General features: G+C 62.0%; 13 protein-coding genes. 9 read left to right on the top strand and 4 right to left on the bottom strand.

The window, feature by feature from the left end:
• The first annotated feature begins 29 nt into the window (after window positions 1-29).
• From asnB to FIV42_RS13210, 5 genes are read left to right on the top strand one after another with little or no spacing between them, the layout of a single operon-like run.
• Complete coding sequence (asnB, locus tag FIV42_RS13230; protein WP_141198157.1) at window positions 30-1,964, top strand: asparagine synthase (glutamine-hydrolyzing); 1,935 nt, start codon at window positions 30-32, stop codon at window positions 1,962-1,964.
• Window positions 1,961-4,156 (top strand): bi-domain-containing oxidoreductase, encoded by a 2,196-nt coding sequence (locus tag FIV42_RS13225; protein ID WP_141198156.1) that lies wholly within the window; start codon window positions 1,961-1,963, stop codon window positions 4,154-4,156. The genes asnB and FIV42_RS13225 overlap by 4 nt, the downstream gene beginning before the upstream one ends.
• A gap of 3 nt (window positions 4,157-4,159) precedes the next feature.
• Window positions 4,160-6,193 (top strand): alginate lyase family protein, encoded by a 2,034-nt coding sequence (locus FIV42_RS13220; protein WP_141198155.1) that lies wholly within the window; start codon window positions 4,160-4,162, stop codon window positions 6,191-6,193.
• Window positions 6,194-6,216: 23 nt separating this feature from the next.
• A complete protein-coding gene (locus tag FIV42_RS13215) occupies window positions 6,217-7,470 on the top strand; it encodes a glycosyltransferase family 4 protein (RefSeq protein ID WP_141198154.1) in 1,254 nt (417 codons plus the stop codon).
• A complete protein-coding gene (locus FIV42_RS13210; protein ID WP_141198153.1) occupies window positions 7,467-8,126 on the top strand; it encodes an acetyltransferase in 660 nt (219 codons plus the stop codon). The genes FIV42_RS13215 and FIV42_RS13210 overlap by 4 nt, the downstream gene beginning before the upstream one ends.
• Window positions 8,127-8,129: 3 nt before the next feature.
• On the opposite strand, the gene FIV42_RS13205 is transcribed toward FIV42_RS13210, so the two are convergent.
• The gene (locus FIV42_RS13205; protein ID WP_141198152.1) at window positions 8,130-8,759 is read right to left on the bottom strand and encodes a sugar transferase; all 630 of its coding nucleotides are present in this window, start codon (window positions 8,757-8,759) and stop codon (window positions 8,130-8,132) included.
• A gap of 68 nt (window positions 8,760-8,827) precedes the next feature.
• On the opposite strand from FIV42_RS13205, the gene FIV42_RS13200 reads away from it, so the two are divergent.
• From FIV42_RS13200 to FIV42_RS13190, 3 genes are all read left to right on the top strand, one after another.
• Complete coding sequence (locus FIV42_RS13200) at window positions 8,828-9,967, top strand: DegT/DnrJ/EryC1/StrS family aminotransferase (RefSeq protein WP_141198151.1); 1,140 nt, start codon at window positions 8,828-8,830, stop codon at window positions 9,965-9,967.
• A gap of 122 nt (window positions 9,968-10,089) precedes the next feature.
• Complete coding sequence (locus tag FIV42_RS13195; protein WP_168210618.1) at window positions 10,090-13,629, top strand: FlgD immunoglobulin-like domain containing protein; 3,540 nt, start codon at window positions 10,090-10,092, stop codon at window positions 13,627-13,629.
• Between the two features lie 12 nt (window positions 13,630-13,641).
• Entirely contained in the window at window positions 13,642-14,787 is a 1,146-nt protein-coding gene (locus tag FIV42_RS13190) for a hypothetical protein (RefSeq protein WP_141198149.1), read from the top strand.
• A 144-nt stretch (window positions 14,788-14,931) separates the two neighbouring features.
• Here the strand turns inward: FIV42_RS13190 and FIV42_RS13185 are convergent, their stop codons facing one another.
• Window positions 14,932-15,729 carry a sigma-70 family RNA polymerase sigma factor gene (locus FIV42_RS13185; protein ID WP_141198148.1) on the bottom strand — a complete coding sequence of 266 codons (798 nt, stop codon included), beginning with the start codon at window positions 15,727-15,729 and terminating at the stop codon, window positions 14,932-14,934.
• 626 nt (window positions 15,730-16,355) lie between these two features.
• Window positions 16,356-16,721 carry a Rieske (2Fe-2S) protein gene (locus tag FIV42_RS13180; RefSeq protein WP_141198147.1) on the bottom strand — a complete coding sequence of 122 codons (366 nt, stop codon included), beginning with the start codon at window positions 16,719-16,721 and terminating at the stop codon, window positions 16,356-16,358.
• A 200-nt stretch (window positions 16,722-16,921) separates the two neighbouring features.
• Between FIV42_RS13180 and FIV42_RS13175 the strand changes: the two genes are divergently transcribed.
• On the top strand, window positions 16,922-19,213 hold the full coding sequence (locus FIV42_RS13175) for a right-handed parallel beta-helix repeat-containing protein (RefSeq protein ID WP_141198146.1): 2,292 nt from the start codon (window positions 16,922-16,924) through the stop codon (window positions 19,211-19,213).
• A 153-nt stretch (window positions 19,214-19,366) separates the two neighbouring features.
• Here the strand turns inward: FIV42_RS13175 and prfA are convergent, their stop codons facing one another.
• Window positions 19,367-20,437 (bottom strand): peptide chain release factor 1, encoded by a 1,071-nt coding sequence (gene prfA, locus FIV42_RS13170; RefSeq protein ID WP_141198145.1) that lies wholly within the window; start codon window positions 20,435-20,437, stop codon window positions 19,367-19,369.
• Window positions 20,438-20,492 lie beyond the last annotated feature (55 nt).

Below are 20,492 nucleotides of genomic sequence, written 5' to 3'. Positions count from 1 at the left end.
CTTTTTCCAGCGATACCTAGCGAGTCGACATGTGTGGCATTGGAGGATTTTGGGGGACGTTCGACCGCGGATTGCTCGAGCGGATGAACAACGCCGTGGCGCACCGCGGCCCCGACGACGCCGGCGAGTTCTTCGACGCGAAGCTCGGCTTGGGCCTCGCCCATCGGCGTCTGTCGATCATCGATCTCTCCGACGCCGGCCACCAGCCGATGTGGGACAGCTCGAAGAGCGTGTGCATCGTTTATAACGGCGAGCTCTACAACTATCGAGAACTCAAAGAAGAACTCGCCGAACAAGGTTTTCGGTTCCGGAGCGATTCGGATACCGAGGTGCTGCTCAATTTGTACCGACGAGACGGTGCCGAGATGCTCTCTGCGCTCAACGGCATTTTTGCCTTCGCGCTGTGGGATCCGCAACGAGGCGAGTTGCTTGTGGCTCGCGACGGGCTCGGTATCAAGCCGTTGTACTACGCCCAGACCGACCACGGATTCCTCTTTTCGAGCGAGCTCAAGGCGATCTTACAGAGTCCCGTGGTTAGCCGCGAGCTCGACCCCCAGGCAATCCAGTACCATCTGACCTACCTCTGGTGCCCCGCGCCGCATACGATGCTCCGCGCGGTGCGAAAGCTCGAGCCTGGCGAGGCGATGCTGGTGCGCGATGGGGCGGTGGCCCGGCGTTGGGTTTTCTACGACCTTCCCTATCAAGCCCCCCCAGACGAGATCGACGTCGACGAGGCGGTCGACCGGGTGCGCAACGGTCTGGAGCAGGCTGTTCGCCGCCAGTTGGTCGCCGACGTCAACGTCGGCGCCTTCCTGTCGGGGGGACTCGATTCTTCGTCGATCGTGGCGATGTATCGAAAGCTCCAGCCCGACCGCAATATCCAGTGTTTTACGATCGGGTTTACCGGCGAGCAGACAGGTGATTTCGAGGGGTTCGCGCAAGACCTCCCTTACGCCGAGCGCGTCGCCGAGCACCTCGGAGTCGACCTGCACCGCATCGACGTCGGCCCGGACATGATCGAGCGGCTGCCGGAGATGATCTACCTGCTCGACGAGCCCCAAGCAGATCCGGCGCCTATCAATGCGCTGTTCATCAGTGAGTTGGCGCGCCAGAAGGGCATCAAGGTGTTGCTGTCGGGCGCCGGCGGTGACGACATCTTCACCGGCTACCGGCGCCATTACGCCCTGACGCTCGAGCGGATGTGGCGCTGGCTTCCTGCAGGGGTGCGCTCGACGATGAGCGCCGCCGCTCGGACGGTACCCGCGGCCAACCCGTTGGCGCGCCGGGCGCGCAAAGCCTTCGAGTATGCCGGCTTGGACGATGATGCGCGGCTCATCAGTTATTTCTACTGGCTCAACCCTGAGGTAAGCGACGGGCTCTACAGCGACCACTTTCGGACTGTGCTCGGCGGGAGCCGACCGAAGGCGCCGCTAGCTCGCAGCCTCGCGCGCATCCCGAGAGAGACGGATCCGCTCAACCGCATGCTCTACCTGGAGGCCAAGCATTTTTTGGCTGACCATAACCTCAACTACACCGATAAGATGAGCATGGCGACCGGTGTGGAGGTACGCGTCCCGCTGCTGGATCCCGACCTCATCGGCGTTGCGACCAGCCTACCGGTGCGGTACAAACAACGCGGTCGCACTGGGAAATGGATCTTCAAGAAAGCGATGGAGCCCTATTTGCCCGAAGAGGTCGTCTACCGGCCAAAGAGCGGCTTTGGCGCTCCGCTTCGAGGGTGGCTTCGAAGCGATCTGCGTCCCTTACTCGACGAGCTTCTCGGGGAGCAGTCTCTCAAACGGCGCGGCATCTTCGACCCGGAGGCCGTGCGACACCTCGTCGATCTCGACGCCCAACGCCAGATCGATGCGAGTTACCCGATCTTTTCGCTGATGTGTATCGAGCTGTGGTGTCGCACCTTCGTCGACCGCGACCGCCCAGCTCCCGTGGACGTACAGTTATGAAACAGGTTCTCCAAAGCCTCAAAACCGGCGACACCCAGATCGTCGAGATTCCTTGCCCTTCGGTCAAACCGGGCCACTTGCTCATCCAGACCCGCCGCACGCTGGTGTCGGCGGGCACCGAGCGCATGCTGGTGGAGTTCGGGCAGGCCAATTACCTCGAGAAGGCGCGCAAGCAGCCCGAGAAGGTCAAGCAGGTGCTCGACAAGGTGCGCACCGACGGGTTGTGGACCACGCTGGATGCAGTCCAGTCCAAGCTCGACCAGCCCTTGGCGCTCGGCTACTGCAACGCCGGAGTGGTCCTCGAGGTCGGTGACGGTGTCGAGGGCTTCGAGCCGGGCGACCGCGTCGTCTCCAACGGGGCGCACGCCGAGGTGGTCAACGTACCCAAGAATTTGTGCGCCAAGATCCCCGACGGGGTCGACTTCGACGAGGCCGCCTTTACGGTGGCCGCCTCGATCTCGCTGCAGGGCATCAGGCTGGTCCAGCCCACCCTCGGTGAGCGCTTTGTGGTCACGGGGTTGGGTTTGCTCGGGCTGATGGCCGTGCAACTGCTGCGTGCCCACGGCTGTGAGGTGTTGGGCATCGACTTCGACGAGACGCGCCTGAAGATGGCCGAGAGCTTCGGCGCCGACACCGTCAACCTGAGCGCCGGCGAAGATCCGGTGGCCGCAGGCATGGCGTTTTCGCGCGGGCGCGGGGTCGACGGCGTGTTGGTGACCGCCTCCACCAAGAGCAGCGAGCCGATGCACCAGGCCGCCCAGATGTGCAGAAAGCGCGGGCGCATTGTCCTGGTGGGTGTGACCGGCCTCGAGCTCAATCGCGCCGACTTTTATGAAAAGGAGCTCACTTTCCAGGTTTCCTGCTCGTATGGGCCGGGCCGTTACGAGACCAATTACGAGGAGCGCGGGCTCGACTATCCGGTGGGCTTTGTGCGCTGGACCGAGCAGCGAAATTTCGAGGCGGTGCTCGACATGCTCGCGGCCAAGAAGCTCGACGTCTCGCCGCTGACGACCCATCACTTCGATATCGCCGACGCCGCCGCCGCTTATACGGAGCTGACCGAAAATGGCGAGGCCATCGGGATTTTGCTGGAGTACCCGGAGCCCGAAGAAGACCCGCGGGAGACCGACACGGTCGCCTTCAACCCCGAAGGTTTGGTCTCCGCGCCGGTGCGCCGGGCGGCACAGGTGGTCGCCGACGCCCGGGATAGGCTGCTTCGGCGCGATCGGTCCTCGGCCGTCGTCGGGGTCGTCGGGGCGGGCAACTATGCCACCCGCGTGATGCTGCCGGCGCTGCAAAAGACCGGCGCGCGTCTCAAAACCGTCGCCTCGCGCGGGGGCATGAGCGGCTACTACGCCGGCAAAAAGTTTGGCTTCGAGCAGACCACCACCGACACCGAGCGGCTGTTCGCCGATCCTGAAATCAACGCACTGGTCATCCTGACGCGCCACGACAACCACGCGCGCCTGGTCGAGCAGGCGCTGGCGGCCGGAAAGCACGTCTTCGTCGAAAAACCCTTGGCGATCACCGCCGAGCAACTCGAACAGGTCGAGCAGGCGTATATACACGCCTCCGAGCAAAGAGATCCGCCGGTCTTGATGGTCGGCTTCAACCGACGCTTTGCCCCGCACGTCCAAGAGATGAAGCGTCTGTTGGACGCGACCTCCGAGCCGAAGAGCTTCATCATGACGGTCAACGCCGGCGCCATCCCCGCCGACCACTGGACGCAAGACCCGCAGGTCGGCGGTGGTCGCATCATCGGCGAGGGCTGCCACTTCATCGATCTGCTGCGCTTCCTCGCGGGCAGCCCGATCACCGGCTTGAGCGCCACCCGCATGGGAGACGCGCCGGCGGTGGAGGTGACCGAGGACAAAATGGCGATCACCTTGTCGTTTGCCGACGGCTCGTTCGGTACGGTCCACTACCTGGCCAACGGCGACAAGTCGTTCCCCAAGGAGCGCCTGGAGGTCTTTTGCGGTGGCGGGATCCTGCAGCTCGACAACTTTCGAAAGCTGCGTGGCTTTGGCTGGCCGGGCTTCGGCTCGACCGGGTCGCTGGCACAGGACAAGGGCCATGCGAATTGCATCGACACGTTTGTCGACGCGGTCGCCGCTGGCGGGCCCTCGCCCATCGGATTCGATGAGCTCGTCGAGGTTACCCGGGCGAGCTTCACTGCGGTCGTTCAATCTTAAGAAGTGAAGAATTGGCGAAACATCCTAGAGGAAGCCAAGCTGCTCGGCCCGAAGAAGCTGGCCTTTCGCGTCTGGTACGAGCTGTCCAACCGTTCGGGCCTGAGACGCCGGCTGGAGTCGGCGAAGGCCAACCCTGCCCCCGCCCCCCTTCCGTCCATCGAGCAGTGGTGGGCCAATCTCGACCCAACGCATTGGTTCGTCTCGCTGGACTCCGAGGTGCGCTCGGGGCGAGCTCGCGCGAAGATGGAGCAATGGCTGGGCACCGACGATCGTGGGCGCCTGCTCATGGAAGCCGAGGACGCGCTGCATGGGCGTATCGAGTGCTTTTCGCGCTGGCAGGCCGACTACGGCGACCCGATCGATTGGCACCTCAACCCGCGCACCGGTGCGCGCTGGCCACTCGAATACTGGGCCAGCGCCCTCGGCCACGGAGCTGAGTGCGGAGACGTCAAATTCACCTGGGAGGTCAACCGCTTCCCGCACCTGTATGCGTGGGTTCGGGCGTATGTGCTCACTGGTGACTCTCGGTGGGTGCGCGCGTTTACCACTCAACTCGCCCGATGGGAGCAGGCCAACCCGTACCGGCTGGGCGTCAACTGGAGCAGCGGCCAGGAGCTCGCCATCCGATTGATGGCCTGGTGCTTTGCGGTAGCCGTGATGACGCGGGACCCGGCCTTCAAAGAGGAAGACTTTCGTCGGTTTGCGCGGCTCGCCTACCTGCATGCCGAGCATATCGACGCGAATATCGACTACGCGCGTCTGGCGGTGCACAACAACCACCTCATCGGCGAAGCGCTGGGCCTATTTTTGGTCGGAAGTCTCTTTCCGTTTTTAGACGAAGCCGAAGGTTGGCGCGACAAGGGCAAGAGGCTGCTCCTGGACGACTGCCTGTCGCAGTTCTGGAGCGACGGCGGGTACTGTCAGTCGTCGCATACCTACCACCGGCTCGCGCTGCACTACTATGTGTGGGCCTGGCGTCTGGGAGCTTTCGAACAGGGACCCGAGCGCGAGCGCATCGCGGGCATCCTCGCCCGCTCGGCCGACTATCTGACGCACTTCGTCAACGAGCCCGACGGGCGTCTTCCCAACTGGGGGGCCAACGACGGCGCCCTGCTCAACCCGTGGACGAGCTGCGATTACGCAGACTTTCGGCCGCTACTGACTACGCTTCGCTTTCTTGTCGACGGCAAGCGCGGCTTCGAGGCGGGCCCGTGGGACGAGGAGTTGTTTTGGTTTTTCGGCAACGAGGCTTGCGAGGCGCCTGTCGCCATGGGCAAGCTCGGCTCGAAGAGCTTTCCGGTGTCTGGGCTCCATGTGCTTCGAGAGAGCTCCGATAACTTTGCGGTCATGCGCTGTGGCACGGTCATCGATCGCTTCGGCCAGGCCGACCAGCTGCACGTCGACCTGTGGCACGACGGCGTCAACGTCGCCATCGACGGCGGCTCGTATTGCTACAACGATGAACTCGCCTTCCACCGCTGGTTTATGGGATCGGGGTCGCACAACACCGTGACCGTCGACGGACGTGATCAGATGCTCCTGCACCGGCGGTTCAAGTGGCTGTACTGGACCGAAGCCGAATGCAACGGTATCCAAGATAGCAGCGTCGAAGGCCTCCACTATGGCTATAGCGGGCTCGGAGTGACTCACCGTCGTCTGATCAGCTCCCTAGAGGACGGCTGGAAAGTGGTCGACTGGTTGGACAAACACGACGACCAAACGCACCAATTTCGGCTGCACTGGCTGCTCGCCGACGGGAGTTGGCATTCCGAGCACGACGAGAGCGGTCGCTGGGTGCTTTCACTCGACCTCGGGTCGTTTTCGGTGCGCGTGAGTATCTCGGCGGAAGATGCTCGCACGGGTCTTGCGATGACCCCGCAGGCAAAGTTCCACGTAGAACGGGCTGCCGAAGGCGAGCATATTGATGGCTGGCATTCACGCTACTACGGCGAGCGGACGCCCGCGCTGGGCGTGAGCTGCGAACTATCCTGTGCCAAGCCGTTGCGGCTGACTACTCATTTTCAATTCGCACAATAGCGACTTAGAGCCGACTCGAACCTATGAAAATCGTTGTCATCCATCAGTATTTCCTGCGGCCCGAGGAGGGCGGCGGGTCTCGCTTCAACGAGATGACCCGGTTTTGGGTGGAGCAGGGTCACGAGGTGACCGTCATCGCCGGTCAAGTGCATTACGCCACTGGCGAGAAGCCGGCCGAGTACAAGGGCAAAATGGTCGTCGAGGAGTGGCAAGATGGTGTGCGGGTGCTTCGCGCGTACACGCCCTCGACCTTTCACCAGTCGATCCTCGGTCGGATGTGGGCCTTCGGCGGCTTCGGATTGGGCGCCTCGCTGGCGTTGATGACACACATCGACGATGCCGATGTGGTCTTAGCGACTTCACCGTCGCTGCTGGTCTTGGTGCCCGGGCTGCTCGCTAAGTCGCTTCGCGGCTGGCCCCTGATCTTCGAAGTGCGCGATCTCTGGCCGGAGTCGGCGGTGTCGACCGGGGTGCTTTCGGAGACCTCCCCGGTTACTCAATTCGCCTACTGGCTCGAGGAGACCGGTTACCGTGCCGCCGACAAAATCAATGTGCTCACGCCCGCGTTTCGCCAGAACATCGTCGAGCGCGGCTTGGCTGGGCTCGATAAGATCTCCTTTATCCCCAACGGCGCGGATGTCGATCTGTTCACCCCCGGACCTGCTGACCCCGACGTTCGCGAGCGCTACGGTTGGCAAGATAAATTCGTGGTCCTTTATGCCGGGGCGCATGGCATCGCCAATCACCTGTGGCAGCTCATCGACGCCGCCGAAATCCTGCGCGAGCGTGGGCGCGACGACATCATCTTGGCCTCAGTGGGGAACGGGCCGCAGAAAGCTGACTTGATCGCCGAAACCGAAAGCCGGGGGCTGACCAATATGCAGTGGCTCGACGCGGTCTCCAAGACTGAAATGCCCGGCCTTCTTCGCGCTGCCGACGTCGGCGCAGCTGTGCTGAAGCGGGTTGACACTTTCAAGACGGTCTATCCCAACAAGATTTTCGACTATATGGCCTGCGCACGTCCCACGTTACTGGCGATCGACGGCGTCGCCCGCGAGGTCATCGAGGAGCAGGCCGAGTCCGGGATTTTTGTGGAGCCGGAACGTCCGGAGGAGCTTGCCGACACTGTCGAGTGGATGGTCGAGCACCCCGATGAGCTTCGGCAGATGGGTGAGCGTGGCCGCCGCTTCGTCGAGGAAAACTTCGCTCGGCCGAAGCTCGCCGCGCGCTATCTGGAAGTGATGAAGGAGGTCGTAGGCGACGGGAGCAGACGATGAGTCACTCGAGACGTTTTATCGTGGTGGGTGCTGGCGGCCACGGAAAGGTGGTGGCTGATGCCATTCGGGCGAGCGGCGATCGTGTCGCCGGCTTCGTCGACATCGATCCAGCTAAGCTCGGGCAAGTCGTCGAACCGGGGGGGGCCGCAGTGATCTGCTCACAGGGAGACTTCTTCGATAGAGTAAGTGCGGATTCGTTAGATGAGCTGGGTGATGCGGTAGCGTTCGGCGTTGGCAACAACCGCGTCCGGAGCGAACTGCTGGCACGGTTACCCAACGAGTTGACCCCGCCGGTAGTTCATCCGGGAGCCATCGTGAGCTCTACGGCGAAGCTCGGCTCGGGTACGGTCGTTTTTGCCGGCGCGGTCATCAATGCCGCGGCCGTGATCGGCTCCGGCGTCATTGTCAACTCCGCGGCGGTCATCGAGCATGACTGTCGTATCGGTGACGGAGCGCACCTTTCGCCGAACACCGCCGTTTGTGGGGGCTCGACAATTGGGCAACGCACCTGGGTGGGCGCCGGGAGCACCGTAATCCATCAAGTTTGCGTAGGGGATGACGTCGTGATCGGCGCCGGCGCGGTCATCATCCGCGATGTCCCCGCCAAGGCGACGGTGGTGGGCAACCCGGGCAAGGTGATCAAGCAAGCCGAGTGAGGCTCAAGCGTCTGTGCCCATAAACTCGGTCATGGTCGCCTCCCCCTCGGCGGCGATCCCTTCGCGGGCGAGGACCTTGGCGACCGTCATCGCCAAGATTTTGACATCCAGAAGCAGGCTCTGGTGGTCGACATACCACACGTCGTGGGCGAACTTCTCCTCCCACGACAAGGCGTTGCGCCCGTTGACCTGCGCCCAGCCAGTCACTCCAGGTTTGACCTCGTGGCGGCGCGCCTGTTCGGGCGTGTAGCGGTCGAGGTAGCGCATCAGCAGCGGGCGCGGGCCCACCAGGCTCATATCGCCCTCGAGCACGTTGAAGAGCGTGGGCAACTCATCGATGCTCGTCTCGCGAAGAAAGGCCCCCACCGGGGTTAGCCGGTCGGCGTCCGACTTCAACCGGTCCTCACCGGGTTTGGGTTCACGCATCGTGCGAAACTTGAGCATCTCGAAGGGATGTCCGCCGAGGCCGGGTCGCGTCTGGCGAAAGAAAATCGGGCTACCCATGGTAAGCCGAACGGCCGCTGCCGCCGGCAGCCACAACGGAGCGGTCACAGCTAATCCGGCGCCGCTTCCGACGATGTCCAGGCAGCGCTTGGTGGTGCGATAGGCGATTTTTCGAAAACACTTGAACATCGTGGGCCGATGGTGTTCCACTTGAGCTAGAAGCCGGCCGCGCAGGCCGGCACCGAATCGAGGTCATTATGTCAGAGCAGCGCGAGCGTATCTATCTGTCTCCTCCTCACTTGGGCGAACTCGAGCGAGAGTTTGTCCAGGAGGCATTCGACACCAACTGGATAGCACCGCTGGGGCCGAACGTCGACGCCTTCGAACAGGAGTTCTGCGAGCAGGTCGGCAGCGCGCACGCTTTGGCGCTCTCCTCGGGCACCGGCGCGTTGCACCTGGCGCTTATCGAAGCCGGCGTCGAGGCCGGCGACGAGGTCTTCGTCTCCTCGTTGACCTTCGCGGCCAGCGTCAACGCGATCGTCTATCAGAATGCCAAGCCGGTGCTGGTCGACAGTGAGCGGGAGAGCTGGAACTTGGACCCGTTGCTCGTGCGGGAGGCGTTTGAGAAACGCGCCGCGCGCGGAAAACTCCCAAAGGCGTTGGTGCTGGTTCACCTCTACGGCCAGAGCGCCGACATCGATCCTATTGTCCAGGTCTGTCGCGAGTATGACGTGGCGTTGATCGAGGACGCCGCCGAAGCCCTGGGGGCTTCCTACAAAGGGCGCGCGCCAGGAACCTTCGGCCAGTCAGGCATTTTTTCGTTCAACGGCAACAAGATCATCACCACCTCCGGCGGAGGCATGTTGGTCTCCGACGACAAAGCCCTCATCGACCATGCGCGCAAGCTCTCGACCCAGGCGCGTGACCCTGCCCCGCATTATCAGCACAGTGAGATTGGCTACAACTATCGGATGAGCAACGTGCTCGCTGGAATTGGTCGCGGCCAGCTGCGTGTTCTACGGAAGCGTGTAGAGGCGAGACGCGCAACCTTCGATTACTACCGCGAGCACTTGGGTGATCTTCCGGGCATCGAGTTCCAGCCGGAGGCCGACTGGGGCACTCACTCTCGATGGTTGACCGTGCTGACGATCGAGCCTGATGCGTTCGGCGCGAGCCGCGAAGACGTGCGTCTGGCGCTCGAAGCCGAGAATATCGAGGCGCGGCCAGTGTGGAAGCCGATGCACATGCAGCCGGTATTTGCCGATTGTGAGATGATCGGCGGCAGTGTCTCTGAGGAGTTGTTTGATAAGGGGCTCTGCCTTCCGTCCGGCTCGACTCTCACTCGGGCCGACCAAAATCGCATCATCGCCGTCGTGCGGAGGGAGATGGTGCAGTAGAGAACCGGCTCGTTGATTCGGCGAGAGTCGCTCGCCGGAGGTGGATGCAAATGTGGTGTTGCATACCAGCACATCGTAAGCGCTCGAAGGTGGGAGTTCGACTCTTTCGACAGCTGGTCTGGGTGTTTTTTGTCGCAACCGGCATATTGTCCGGCGTCCACGATGCAGCTGCTCAAAGCTGGGTGTCTCAGGGGGGCAACTTCTGGCGTCAACGCAGCACGGAGTTGCCACTGGAGAGTCCATCACTTGCTCCAACTTGGTTCCTACCGACGCCCGGACTTCCCGAAGGTGTCGCATTAGCTGAGATCGACGGGGATCCGCGCACCGAGATCATGTTGCTCGGTGGAGGGCGCATCACAGCCTTCGAGCATGAAGGCCGACGTGAATGGGTCACGACACCTCGAGGACTCCGAAGTGTGCTCGCTCCGGTGGACCTTGATGGAGATCAGCGCCCTGAGTTGATCGGTCGAGGCCAGCCCGCGGGCGTGGCCGTGGTGCGTGGTCGTGATGGCAAGGTTCTCTGGGAATCGTCGCTCTCGGAGCTTGGTCTGGTTGGCTCAGTGTTGATCGAGGATTTCGATCGAGACGGCTTGCCGGATGCCTTCTTTGCCGAAGCTGATTGTGGCTCCCCCACCCGAGGCATCGGTCGAGGTATCGCGTACACCTTTGCCCAGGCGGATAATCCGGTCGAACTCTTTCGGCTCGAGGAGAATACCCGCAACTATCACTGCGGTCGGCGCATGGCCTTGGCCGATTTGGACGGCGACGGCCGCAAGGAGATTCTCGCTCCGAGCACCTCACACGTTCATGTCTATTCCTCGGTCGACGGGCGCTGGCTCGGCGCTACAGGTGAGTTTACGCCCCCGTTGCCCTACGGGGTGGCGCGCCTCTTCGTCGAAGATATTGATGACGATGGACGTCACGAGGTTCTGCTTCTTACCAACAACAACTATCCTCCCGATAAGAACTCGCGCCGCGCTATGCTCCTCGGCAGTGAAGGCGAACCCGACGAGCTTGCGATCTTGTGGGACCTGAATGTCGACGATGTCTCGCGCGATCGGCATGCGTGGCCCAATGAGCCGCTGGTCGATCTCGACGGGAATGGCACGATGGAGTTTATTCACGCCTTCTATGACCAAGGAGAGAATAAATGGACCACGTTTGTTCGGACCCCGGCCTCTGCCGCAGTACTGGACCGAGTTGATGGACGGCCAGTGGGCGTGGTTCATCACGAACGGCAGCGCCCTTGGGTGCTGATCTTGGATGAGGAAATTGGCCAACTGCGTGCGCTACAAGTGGTGGGGTCCAAGCTCGAGATTCTCCACGAGTTAGATGGAGACGAGTTGATGCCTACCGTGATGGAATGGCGTGCCAACGGATCCACACTCAGTACAGCACGAACCCATGCGAACTCGTCTCCTTACTTTTATCTCATCGATAAACGTGATGCTGCTGGCCAAACTCTGTCCGAGCACCGCTTGCTTGCGTTTGACTCGAATGGTGTTCTGGCTTCGGAGTATGTCTATTCAGCGCAGGATGTACTCGAGGGCTCGCGCGTTGGAGAAAGGAATCTCTTCGTTCATGTGGAAACAGACACGGGCACGGTGCGTCGCCTCGATGGCTCCTTGCGGGAAATTGCCGGAGAAAAGCCTATCGTGTCTCCTTCTCAGGAAGCCGACGAACTTCTAGGCGGGCCGGATCTTTCTGGGCAGGCGTTGAGCCTGGCGCGGTCGCACTCGTTTTTCGATCTCTCGAGCGCCCATCTCGGACGGCCGGCTTTACGTCGAACTCGTCCCTCATCAGCACTGGGACTTCTCGACGCCAATTCAGATGGATACCTCGATTGGCTTGTTGTGGATCGAGACTATCGAGCCGATGTAGATGATCTTGCCGTCATCGATGGGCGTACCGAGCAGGTCCTGTGGGCTCGAGAGGGACTCGTCGAGCGCAGCCCCACTTATGAAGCGATCTGGCAGGCGAACTCGGTGGTAGCCGATTTATCTGGAGACTCGGTACCGGACATCATCTTACAAATCGATGAGCCCTCCTACGACACCCTCTCCGTTGTCGCCATTGATGGAGCCAGCGGGGACCTCTTGTGGCCGGGCGCCTTCGAGCTGCCGAGCGCAGTTGGCGGCGGCGCCAATCCGTCGTTGGCGATTCGTACTGAGTCGGGGCCTGTCATCGTCTCTGGGATCCGCGGCGAACTTGTTCCAATTGATGGTGCAGACGGCACCCTCCATTCACCTGCGACCGACGTTCCCTTTAGTTGTTGTTTGAGTGCTTGGCCAGCTGGCGAGGGCCGAAGTGCACAACTGGTCCTCGATGCCCGAATCGTTGCGCGCTGGTATGCATTTGACGAGACGCTGGCGCCGCTTTGGAGCAACTCGAGCATATATGAGCGGAATCGAAGTCGCTACACTGGCACAGGTGCATCCTTGGTGCGGGGAGCTGATCGCCGGTACATCGTCGAAGGACGCGCGGCCGCTTTGCCTCACAACCACAACTTGGTTGTCCTCGATGCGGACAATGGCAAGTTGGTGCACCAGTTGGTGCTCGCCAATGGGGAAGTCAGGCTTGCTGACTCAGATCCGACTCATGAAAGCCTCAATGCCGGGGTGGGGTTCCATAAAACCCCGACGAGTGACGCTCTCTACATGACGAGCAGCAAGAGCGGATATCTGTACTTGTTGCGACTTGGTGCCGATGCGACGCATCCATCTTATCCTCAAAATATTTTTGTTCGGTCTTGGAATCTTGGAGTCGAACTCGGAGACTTATCTGCGCTGGACGTCGATGCCGATGGCTTCAGCGAGGTGGTTGTGCCAACACTCGATGGTCAGGCAATCATCCTCGATGAATCTGACGTGAATACCGCGCTGACTGTACGCGATACCGACTGTGAAACAGACGCCGATGTAGACGCGATCACCTTCACCGATCAGTTTTGTGCCTCTTGGAACCTGCCCCAGCGCCAGGTCGATGGCTATGTCGCCACACTCGTCGAGTCCGACAGTGGCTCGCCGGTCTCCGAAGCGGTCGACGTGGGCAATCAGACGAATGTACGGTTCGAGGATATCCGGCTGTTGATCGGGCATACCTATCACGTGCGAGTGCAGGCATACTTAGGGGAGGGCACCGATGCGAGCGTTTCTCTTCCCTACGAGAGCGACGGTGCGCAGGTGGTCGACCCGGGGGAGGCTCCTGTTATTATCGGACCGACCGCCGAACCCGGAGCATTCGTCGTGGGAAGTGGAACCTCTACGATTCGCGCCACTTTACAAGATCCTTCACCGCTCGCTGCTTATTCTGTCCATATTCGGGATATGGCGGGAAACTTGGTTTACGGTGAAAGCGCTCAGCTTAACACGAGCGAGTTTCAGATCGAGTTGAACTGGGATGGTCGTGCCGCTGACGGAAGCAGCTTGCCTTCGGGCCTTTACCGCGTAGTTGTCGAAGCTGTCGACTTTAGCGGTTTGCGAGCCGAAGCCGAGACCGGCATCGAACTCATCGACTTCATGGACATCAAGGTCCCCGAGGAGCCCGGATGTGCCTGTAGTTCGTCGAACAGTTCCCCACGCTCGGTACCGGCCTCGGCTTTCGCGCTTCTCGTATTGATCGCCGTTCGGCAGTGGGGCTTCAGGTCTCGTCAGCGAGGGTAAGAAGGCTAACCCATGCCAAATGGATTACTTGCCGCGCTATTTCTCAGCCTGAGCTTTACCGGGCTGGGGGTCATTTACAAGTACTTTGGAGGTGCGGGGCTCGCTGCGTACCTACCGCTCAATGCGGCCGCAATTTATGCTGTGTGCCATTTCTACCCGGCGCTGCGAAAGAGGGTCAGCGCGCGGCATATTCGCTGGGCCAGCGTCGGCCTCTTCGGGTTCGTGGCGTTGGCTTTTGTGGTGTTGTATCCGATGGCCAATGCTGGAATCTTCGGGGCTGGCAGTGATGCAGATGACGCACTCAATCTGGCGGTCGGTGAACTCTTGGCCGGCCGCTATCCGTACTATCCGCAGACCTATCTGGAGAATCCGATTTCGCCGATGCCTGGCGCGGTCCTGCTCGCCGTACCGTTTGCGGTGGTTTGGACCAGCTCGCTTCAGAATCTGCTGTGGCTTGGCGCTTTCTTCGCCTGGATGTGGCGCAAGCGTCGCGACTCATGGGATGCGTTGTTCTTTACCTGCCTTCTACTGAGCTCGCCTGCAGTCATGCAGCAGGCGATGACCGGCACCGATCTTCTCGCGAACTCCATTTATGTGGCTCTTGGATGCCTGTGGGTTATCGATTCCCTCTCCAAGGACCAACCCGGCTGGAAAGGTGCGGCGACTGCGAGTCTTTTGGGGATTCTACTCTCTTCGCGGGCGCATTTTCTGTTCGTTACGCCGCTGCTCTTGGGGCTCGTTGCTCGTCGAGTTGGATGGAAAAGTGCTTGGAGCTTGGCCGCGGTGGCGGGCGCAAGCTTTCTGGCCGTCACACTTCCCTTCTTTTTGTACGACCCCGCGAGCTTCTCGCCCTTACATACTTCCTCGAAGCTGGGTCTCTATAATTCGGTGGTCCCCTTTTTCTCGGGGATTGTGTTGACGATCATGGCTTGCGTTGCGTTGCTATTGGCGCGGCGAGTGGCGAGGGCCGAGCACTTTCTTTGGGGGGCGGCTGTCGTCCTTGCCATTCCGATCGTATCGGTCGTTGTCGTAAGTACGATTTGGGCGGGTGGCTGGGGTCTTCTTCAATCCGGTTACGGGGTCAGTTTTCTTCCCTTCGCCATCTTAGCCGCTCAGCAGCGTTTGAGCGCATCCCGCGCCTCTCTTACCCACGACTAACACCCTCCTCCGCTGTCAACGGATGAGTTGTATGGATAGCTTGGGGCAGCAGGATGACGGCATTGCCGATTTGTGACGCTGCCCGGGGTGGCGAAGGCCTCCCCGGGGCATCGTTGCTGACCTGCAATGCCACCGTTTTCCCAGCTACTCCCGAATCATATACAGCTCCCACGGGTCCCCATCCTCGAACATGATGCGGCGGACCTTTTGGACGGCGCGGGCGTTGATGCGGCTGACCCAGGACTTCGAGATGCCGAGCTTCTCGGCGATCTCGGTCATCGAGTAGTCTTCGATGTAGTAGGCGACGAGCACGTCGCGCTCGTTGTCGGAGAGTCGCTCGATGGCGGCCTGCAGGGCGGCGATGAGCTCGCGGCGTTCGACGTAGTTGCCCTGGGTGGCGGCTTCGCTGCGTGAGAGCTGCTCGAGCTTGGTGTTTTGGAGCAGGCAGATTGTGACGCAGTCGCCGACCATGCCGTCGAGGTATTTGATGCACGAGGCGAGCGACTTGGTTTGGGGGAGTTTGGCCTGGGCGAGCAGGTTCGACTCCATGTAGTCGTTGAGCTGGATGGCGTCCTGCAGTTGGATGGCGGTGCCGCGCATGCCCCAGCCGGTGGCGCGCAAGCCGTCGTACATCGCGCCGCGGATGCGGTAGAAGGCGAAGCTGGCGAAGGAGACCTCCATCGCCGGGTCGAAGCGCTGGTGGGCTTCGAGCAGGCCCTGGTAGCCCCAGGCGATGAGGTCTTCGAGATCGACCGGGCAGTCGAGCTGTTGGATGAGCTCCTGGCCGGTGTTCTTGACCAGCCCGGCGTACGATTCGACCAGCTCTTCGGGCGTCATCTGGGTGATGCGCTCCGGGGGGAGGTCGTCGGCCGATGCCTCGTTGGCGGGTGGCTGGTTTTCGGGCCCTTGGGGCCCTCGGGGTGTGTCGTCGCGCGTAGTCATGCCCCCTCCTCATGTTTACAGAGAACATTGCGGGGCACTGCTACTGCCGTACTACCGCCCCAGCGGTTACGGTGCGCTCGGGCCGACGGGGCGCGTCGGCTGTTACGCAAAAGCTGCAACAATTTTTGACAAGTTATGTATAACCTAGCAGGCCGATTTGATGTGATCAACGGGAAATCGGCTTTGGCTGCGGTGTATGCGACGTTTGTGGTCATTGGCGTCCTCGCTGTGTCGATGTGGGATGATGTAGTACATCCCTCATTACGGTTTTCGGCGAGGAGGCGGGTTTTGTTGCGTGTTTTCTTGGGGGTTTAGGGGTTTGGGGGTCTGGGGGTTTCGGTTAAAGGGTTGATATGGCGAGGGTTTTGGGTGGGGTGGAAATTTGTGGGAGGTTGGTGGTTTTCTGTTGCGATCTTCTTGAAGGACGTAGCTTTTTGGGGACCCCCATCCGACTCGCGCTGTACGGCGCGCGAGCCACCTTCCCCCCGGGGAAGGGTTGCCTTAGCTCATTTGAAGTACGTGGCTTTTCGCAGTGGCATCCCTTCCCCCGTGGGGAAGGTGCCGAGTGCGCGGTTTAGCACGAGGCGGATGGGGGGCGTCTGCAAGCTACGTATTGCTTCTCGTACCTAAAACGACAACGTCCGGCCGCGCCGGATCGTCGCCGTGTTGCCGTCGTCGCTCACCTCGACCTGCAGTGCCTCGAGGCGATCGCCCTCGCAGGGGCCCATGATGCATTCGCCGTTGGCAGGGTCGAACCGGGCGCCGTGCATCTTGCACAACAGGGCGCTTTTGTTGGCGTCGAAGAACTCGCCGGTGTCGGCGTCGAGGGGCATCGACCAGTGGGGGCACAGGTTGCGGAAGGCGCGGAGTTCGCCGGCCCAGCGCAGCAGGAGGCCTTTGGCGGGGCGGCCGAAGGCGTCGGTGTAGTCGAAGCTTTGGGCGTCGCCGTTTTGGGTGAGAGCGGAGACGTTGATAGTGGCGATTTGGCGCATGGCTGAACTTCGGTTGATGGCATTGCTGGTTAGGAACGATGCCCCCGGGGGGCCTTCCCCCGTGCGAGGCAACGGGGGCCTATGTGGTCGGAGTCACGACCATGATCGGTTTTTGATAGGATCCCTAAAGATCTTCCCAAACACCATAGAACACGATACTCATAGGGTACAGCGTTGCTGTGCGATATGAGGGGATCTCAATGAATTCAATCAATTGGCGGTCGGTGGGCCACTTCGCGATCGTAGTCGCGTTTTTGGCGGGGAGTTACGCGTTGTATCCGTGGGCGGAGTGCTCGATTTCGAGCGCGCAGAGCGGAGATCTGCCTGCGCCCGTCCAGAACGACGGCAGTGCGTTGACGCTGGCTCAGGAGGCGCGCAATCGCAAGATGCCGACGGCGTCGACCGGGTTTTTCGACCGACTCGGCGCCGCCGAGCCGGTGTGTCGGCAGCGGCATCCGCTCGGGGAGCGAAAGGCGGGGTGGGGCGTGAGCGTGGCGGCGCTGCTGCTGATGCTGATCAGCCGCGCGATTGCCAAGCGCAACGAGAGCCGCCCAATCGTGCCGCGCGGCGACGCGCCGGTAGGCCAGCACACCGGCGACCGGCGCAGCATGGAGACCTCGAGTCGTGCGGGGGGTGGTCGTGGAGGCGTCCCGGAAGCGATCACGATCAGCCAAGAACTCGAAATCGACCTGCCCGGCGAGGAGGGGCCTGAAGAAGACCTGGACGCGCTCATCAACTACCTCGAGGAGGAGGAGGAGGACGTGCGCCAGGAGGCCGAGAAGGCGCGGCCGCGCGGCCGCGGGGCGGGGGCCGATATCGACGGGTTTTATTGCCCGCCGGGCCTCGAGGACGCTCCCGTCCTGTACGTCGACCCGTCGAATCTGGCGGCGAGTGATGCCATGGACGACCTGGATTCGCGGGTGGGCAATCCCGAGCGGCCCTTCGAGACCATCCAGGCCGCGCTCGACCGTGCCAGCAAGCTGTTCACCACGACGCGCGGGCCGGTGCAGGTGCGAGTATCGCCGGGGGTGTACCAGGAGCGGCTCTTCGTGCCCACGCACGTCTCGCTGGTCAACCACCGCCTGCCGGCCGAGGGGAGCATTCGCCAGCATCTGGACTGGCTGGTCGCCCAGCAGGAGGTGGGCCACCCCGACCGCGTCACGCTGTTGCCTCCGGCCGACGCCGAGTTCGCGATCAAGTTCGAGCACGGCCAACGCCAGGGGATCTTTGGCTGCCATGTGGTCGGCCGCGAGGGCGTACGCCAACAGGGCTTGGTCGCCGAGCACTGTACCGGGCTGGCCGTGGTCCACTGCGCGATCGAGGACTTCACGCAAGGTGGGATGCACTTTGTCGACTGTGGCGGCGGCACCAAACAGACCGCCGCGCAGGTGGTCGGCTGCCGATTTCGCCATAACAAGGCGGTGCGTGGAGGGGCGGTGTTTGTGCGAGGTGGCACGCTGCGTATCGAGAAGACGCGCTTCGAGGACAACACGTCGACACTCGGCGGGGCGATCTTCGTGGTCGACGCCTCCGGGCCCCTGCAACTCGACGCGGTCGGGTTTCGGGGCAACGAGGCGACCGCCGAGGACCGGCTGACGGTGCGCCCGGACGTCGTCAAACTCGAGGACTGGCGCCACGGGCCCGGCCAGGGTGGTGCGCTGGCGGCGGTGCGCTCGAAGATCAAGTTCACCGACTGCAAGTTCTTGGAAAACAGGGGCAAGATTTCGGGCGGTGCGTTGGCGTTGCTCGGCGCCCAAGCCGTGTTCGACAGCCGTGACTCGGGCAACTCCTTCAAGAAAAACCAGGCGCGCGTGGGCGGGGCGGTCTTTGTGGCCGGCTGGACGGGCTGTCGAGCGACGCTCAAGGCGAAGGGCTCGAAGTTTTTCGCCAACGAGGCCGGCTCCGACGGCGGCGCGCTTGCGATTATTGGACTGGCCGTCGCGCAGGTGATGGGGGCGAAGTTCGTCGAGAACCAAAGCCTCGCCAACGACGGGGTGGGCGGCGCGGTGGCGAGCCTCAAGGGTGGGCAGTTCATGGCCAAGGAGACGCGGTTTCGGGCCAATGAGACGGCCGGGAGAGGCGGCGCTGCAGGTGCGATCAACGCGAGCCTGGTGCTCAGCGACGGTTGCTATGTCGAGGAGAATGTCGCCCAGGGCGGCGAGGGCGGCGGGTTGTTCTGTCTGTCGGAGTCGAACGCCGAGATGGAGGGGCTGATGAATCGCACTGACTTCAAGCTCCCGTTCGTCTTTACCACACGGGACGTGGCGATTCGGCACAACAAGTCGGCCGGTCAGACGGCCGGGCTACTCGTCGGCAACCAAGAGGACATGCCCACGTTCCCGATCAAGGTGACGATCGAAAAGCCGATGTATGTACGAAATAACAAAGCCGCCGGCGGCTCGGAGCGCACGGGCGACTTGGTCGTTCGGTGGGCGCGTGAGGTGGTGTCGGATAGTGGGGATCGCGCCAAGAAGCAGCTTCTGCTCAATTGAGCGGTGGTTGAGTGGTTCGGTGGTTGAGTGGTTTCTTGGCTGCAGGGCATTCCGGCTCGGAGCGGTTTGGCCTGGAGGTCTCTACGCAGGAAACCCTCGAACGGCCGTGCATCACCAATCAAGAAACCACTTAGCCACCGAACCACTCAACCACTATTCGTCGTTCAGCGCCTTTAACTTCTCGGCCTGAAAATGCTCGTGCACCGGTACGAGCACCTCGTCGACGTCTCCATTCAGTACATCTTCCAAACGCCGCGTCGTGTAGCCGATGCGGTGATCAGTGATACGCGACTGAGGGAAGTTATACGTGCGGATGCGCTCGGAGCGGTCGCCGCTGCCGACCTGCTCGCGGCGCTCGGCGGCGCGTTCTTGGTGCTGGGCCTCGCGCTTTTGCTCGAGCAGGCGAGTCTTGAGGACCTTGAGGGCCTTGGCCTTGTTTTTGTGCTGGCTCTTTTCGTCCTGGCAGGTGACCACCAGGCCGGTGGGCTCGTGGGTGATGCGGATCGCCGAGTCGGTCGTGTTGACCGACTGGCCGCCGGGGCCCGACGAGCGATAGGTGTCGATCTTGAGGTCGTTCATGTCGAGGTCGAGCTCGACGTCTTCGGCCTCGGGCAAGATCGCCACCGTGCACGCGGACGTGTGGATGCGGCCCTGGGTCTCGGTCTCCGGCACGCGCTGGACGCGGTGGGTGCCGCCTTCGTACTTGAGCTTGCTGTAGACGTCGTCGCCCTCGATGAGCGCGACGATCTGGCGGAAGCCGCCGGTGTCGGTCTCGCTCGCCTCGACGATGTCCACCTTCCAGCCCTGGTTGGCCGCGTAGCGGTCGTACATGCGGAAGAGATCTGCGGCGAAGAGCGCCGCCTCGTCGCCGCCGGTGCCTGCGCGGACCTCGATGAGAATATTCTTCTCGTCGAGGGGGTCCTTGGGGATCAAAAGCCGCGTGATCCGCTCTTCGAGCTCCTCGCGCTCGGCGTCGAGGCGGGCGATCTCGGCGCGCGCCATCTCCTTGAGCTCGGGGTCGTCCTCGGAGAGCAGGGACTTGTTGTCCTCGAGCTCCTCTTCGACCGCGCGAAAACGCTTGTAGGCGTCGACGATCTCCTGCAGATGCGCATGCTCTTTGGCGAGCTTCTGATACTGCTGCGGATCGCTGGCGACAGAAGGATCGGCGAGCATGCTGTTGAGCTCGCGGTAGCGGCCTTGGACTTCGTCTAGTTTGGCGAACATGGAGGGGCTTTGGTTGTAGGTGGTAGCCGGTAGTACAGATGCCCCCCGGCGCCTA

It is taken from the genome of Persicimonas caeni (assembly GCF_006517175.1).
GTDB classification, from domain to species: Bacteria; Myxococcota_A; Bradymonadia; order Bradymonadales; family Bradymonadaceae; genus Persicimonas; species Persicimonas caeni.
Note: the sequence above shows the minus strand (reverse complement) of the source record. Positions and strands in the feature narration are given on the sequence as shown.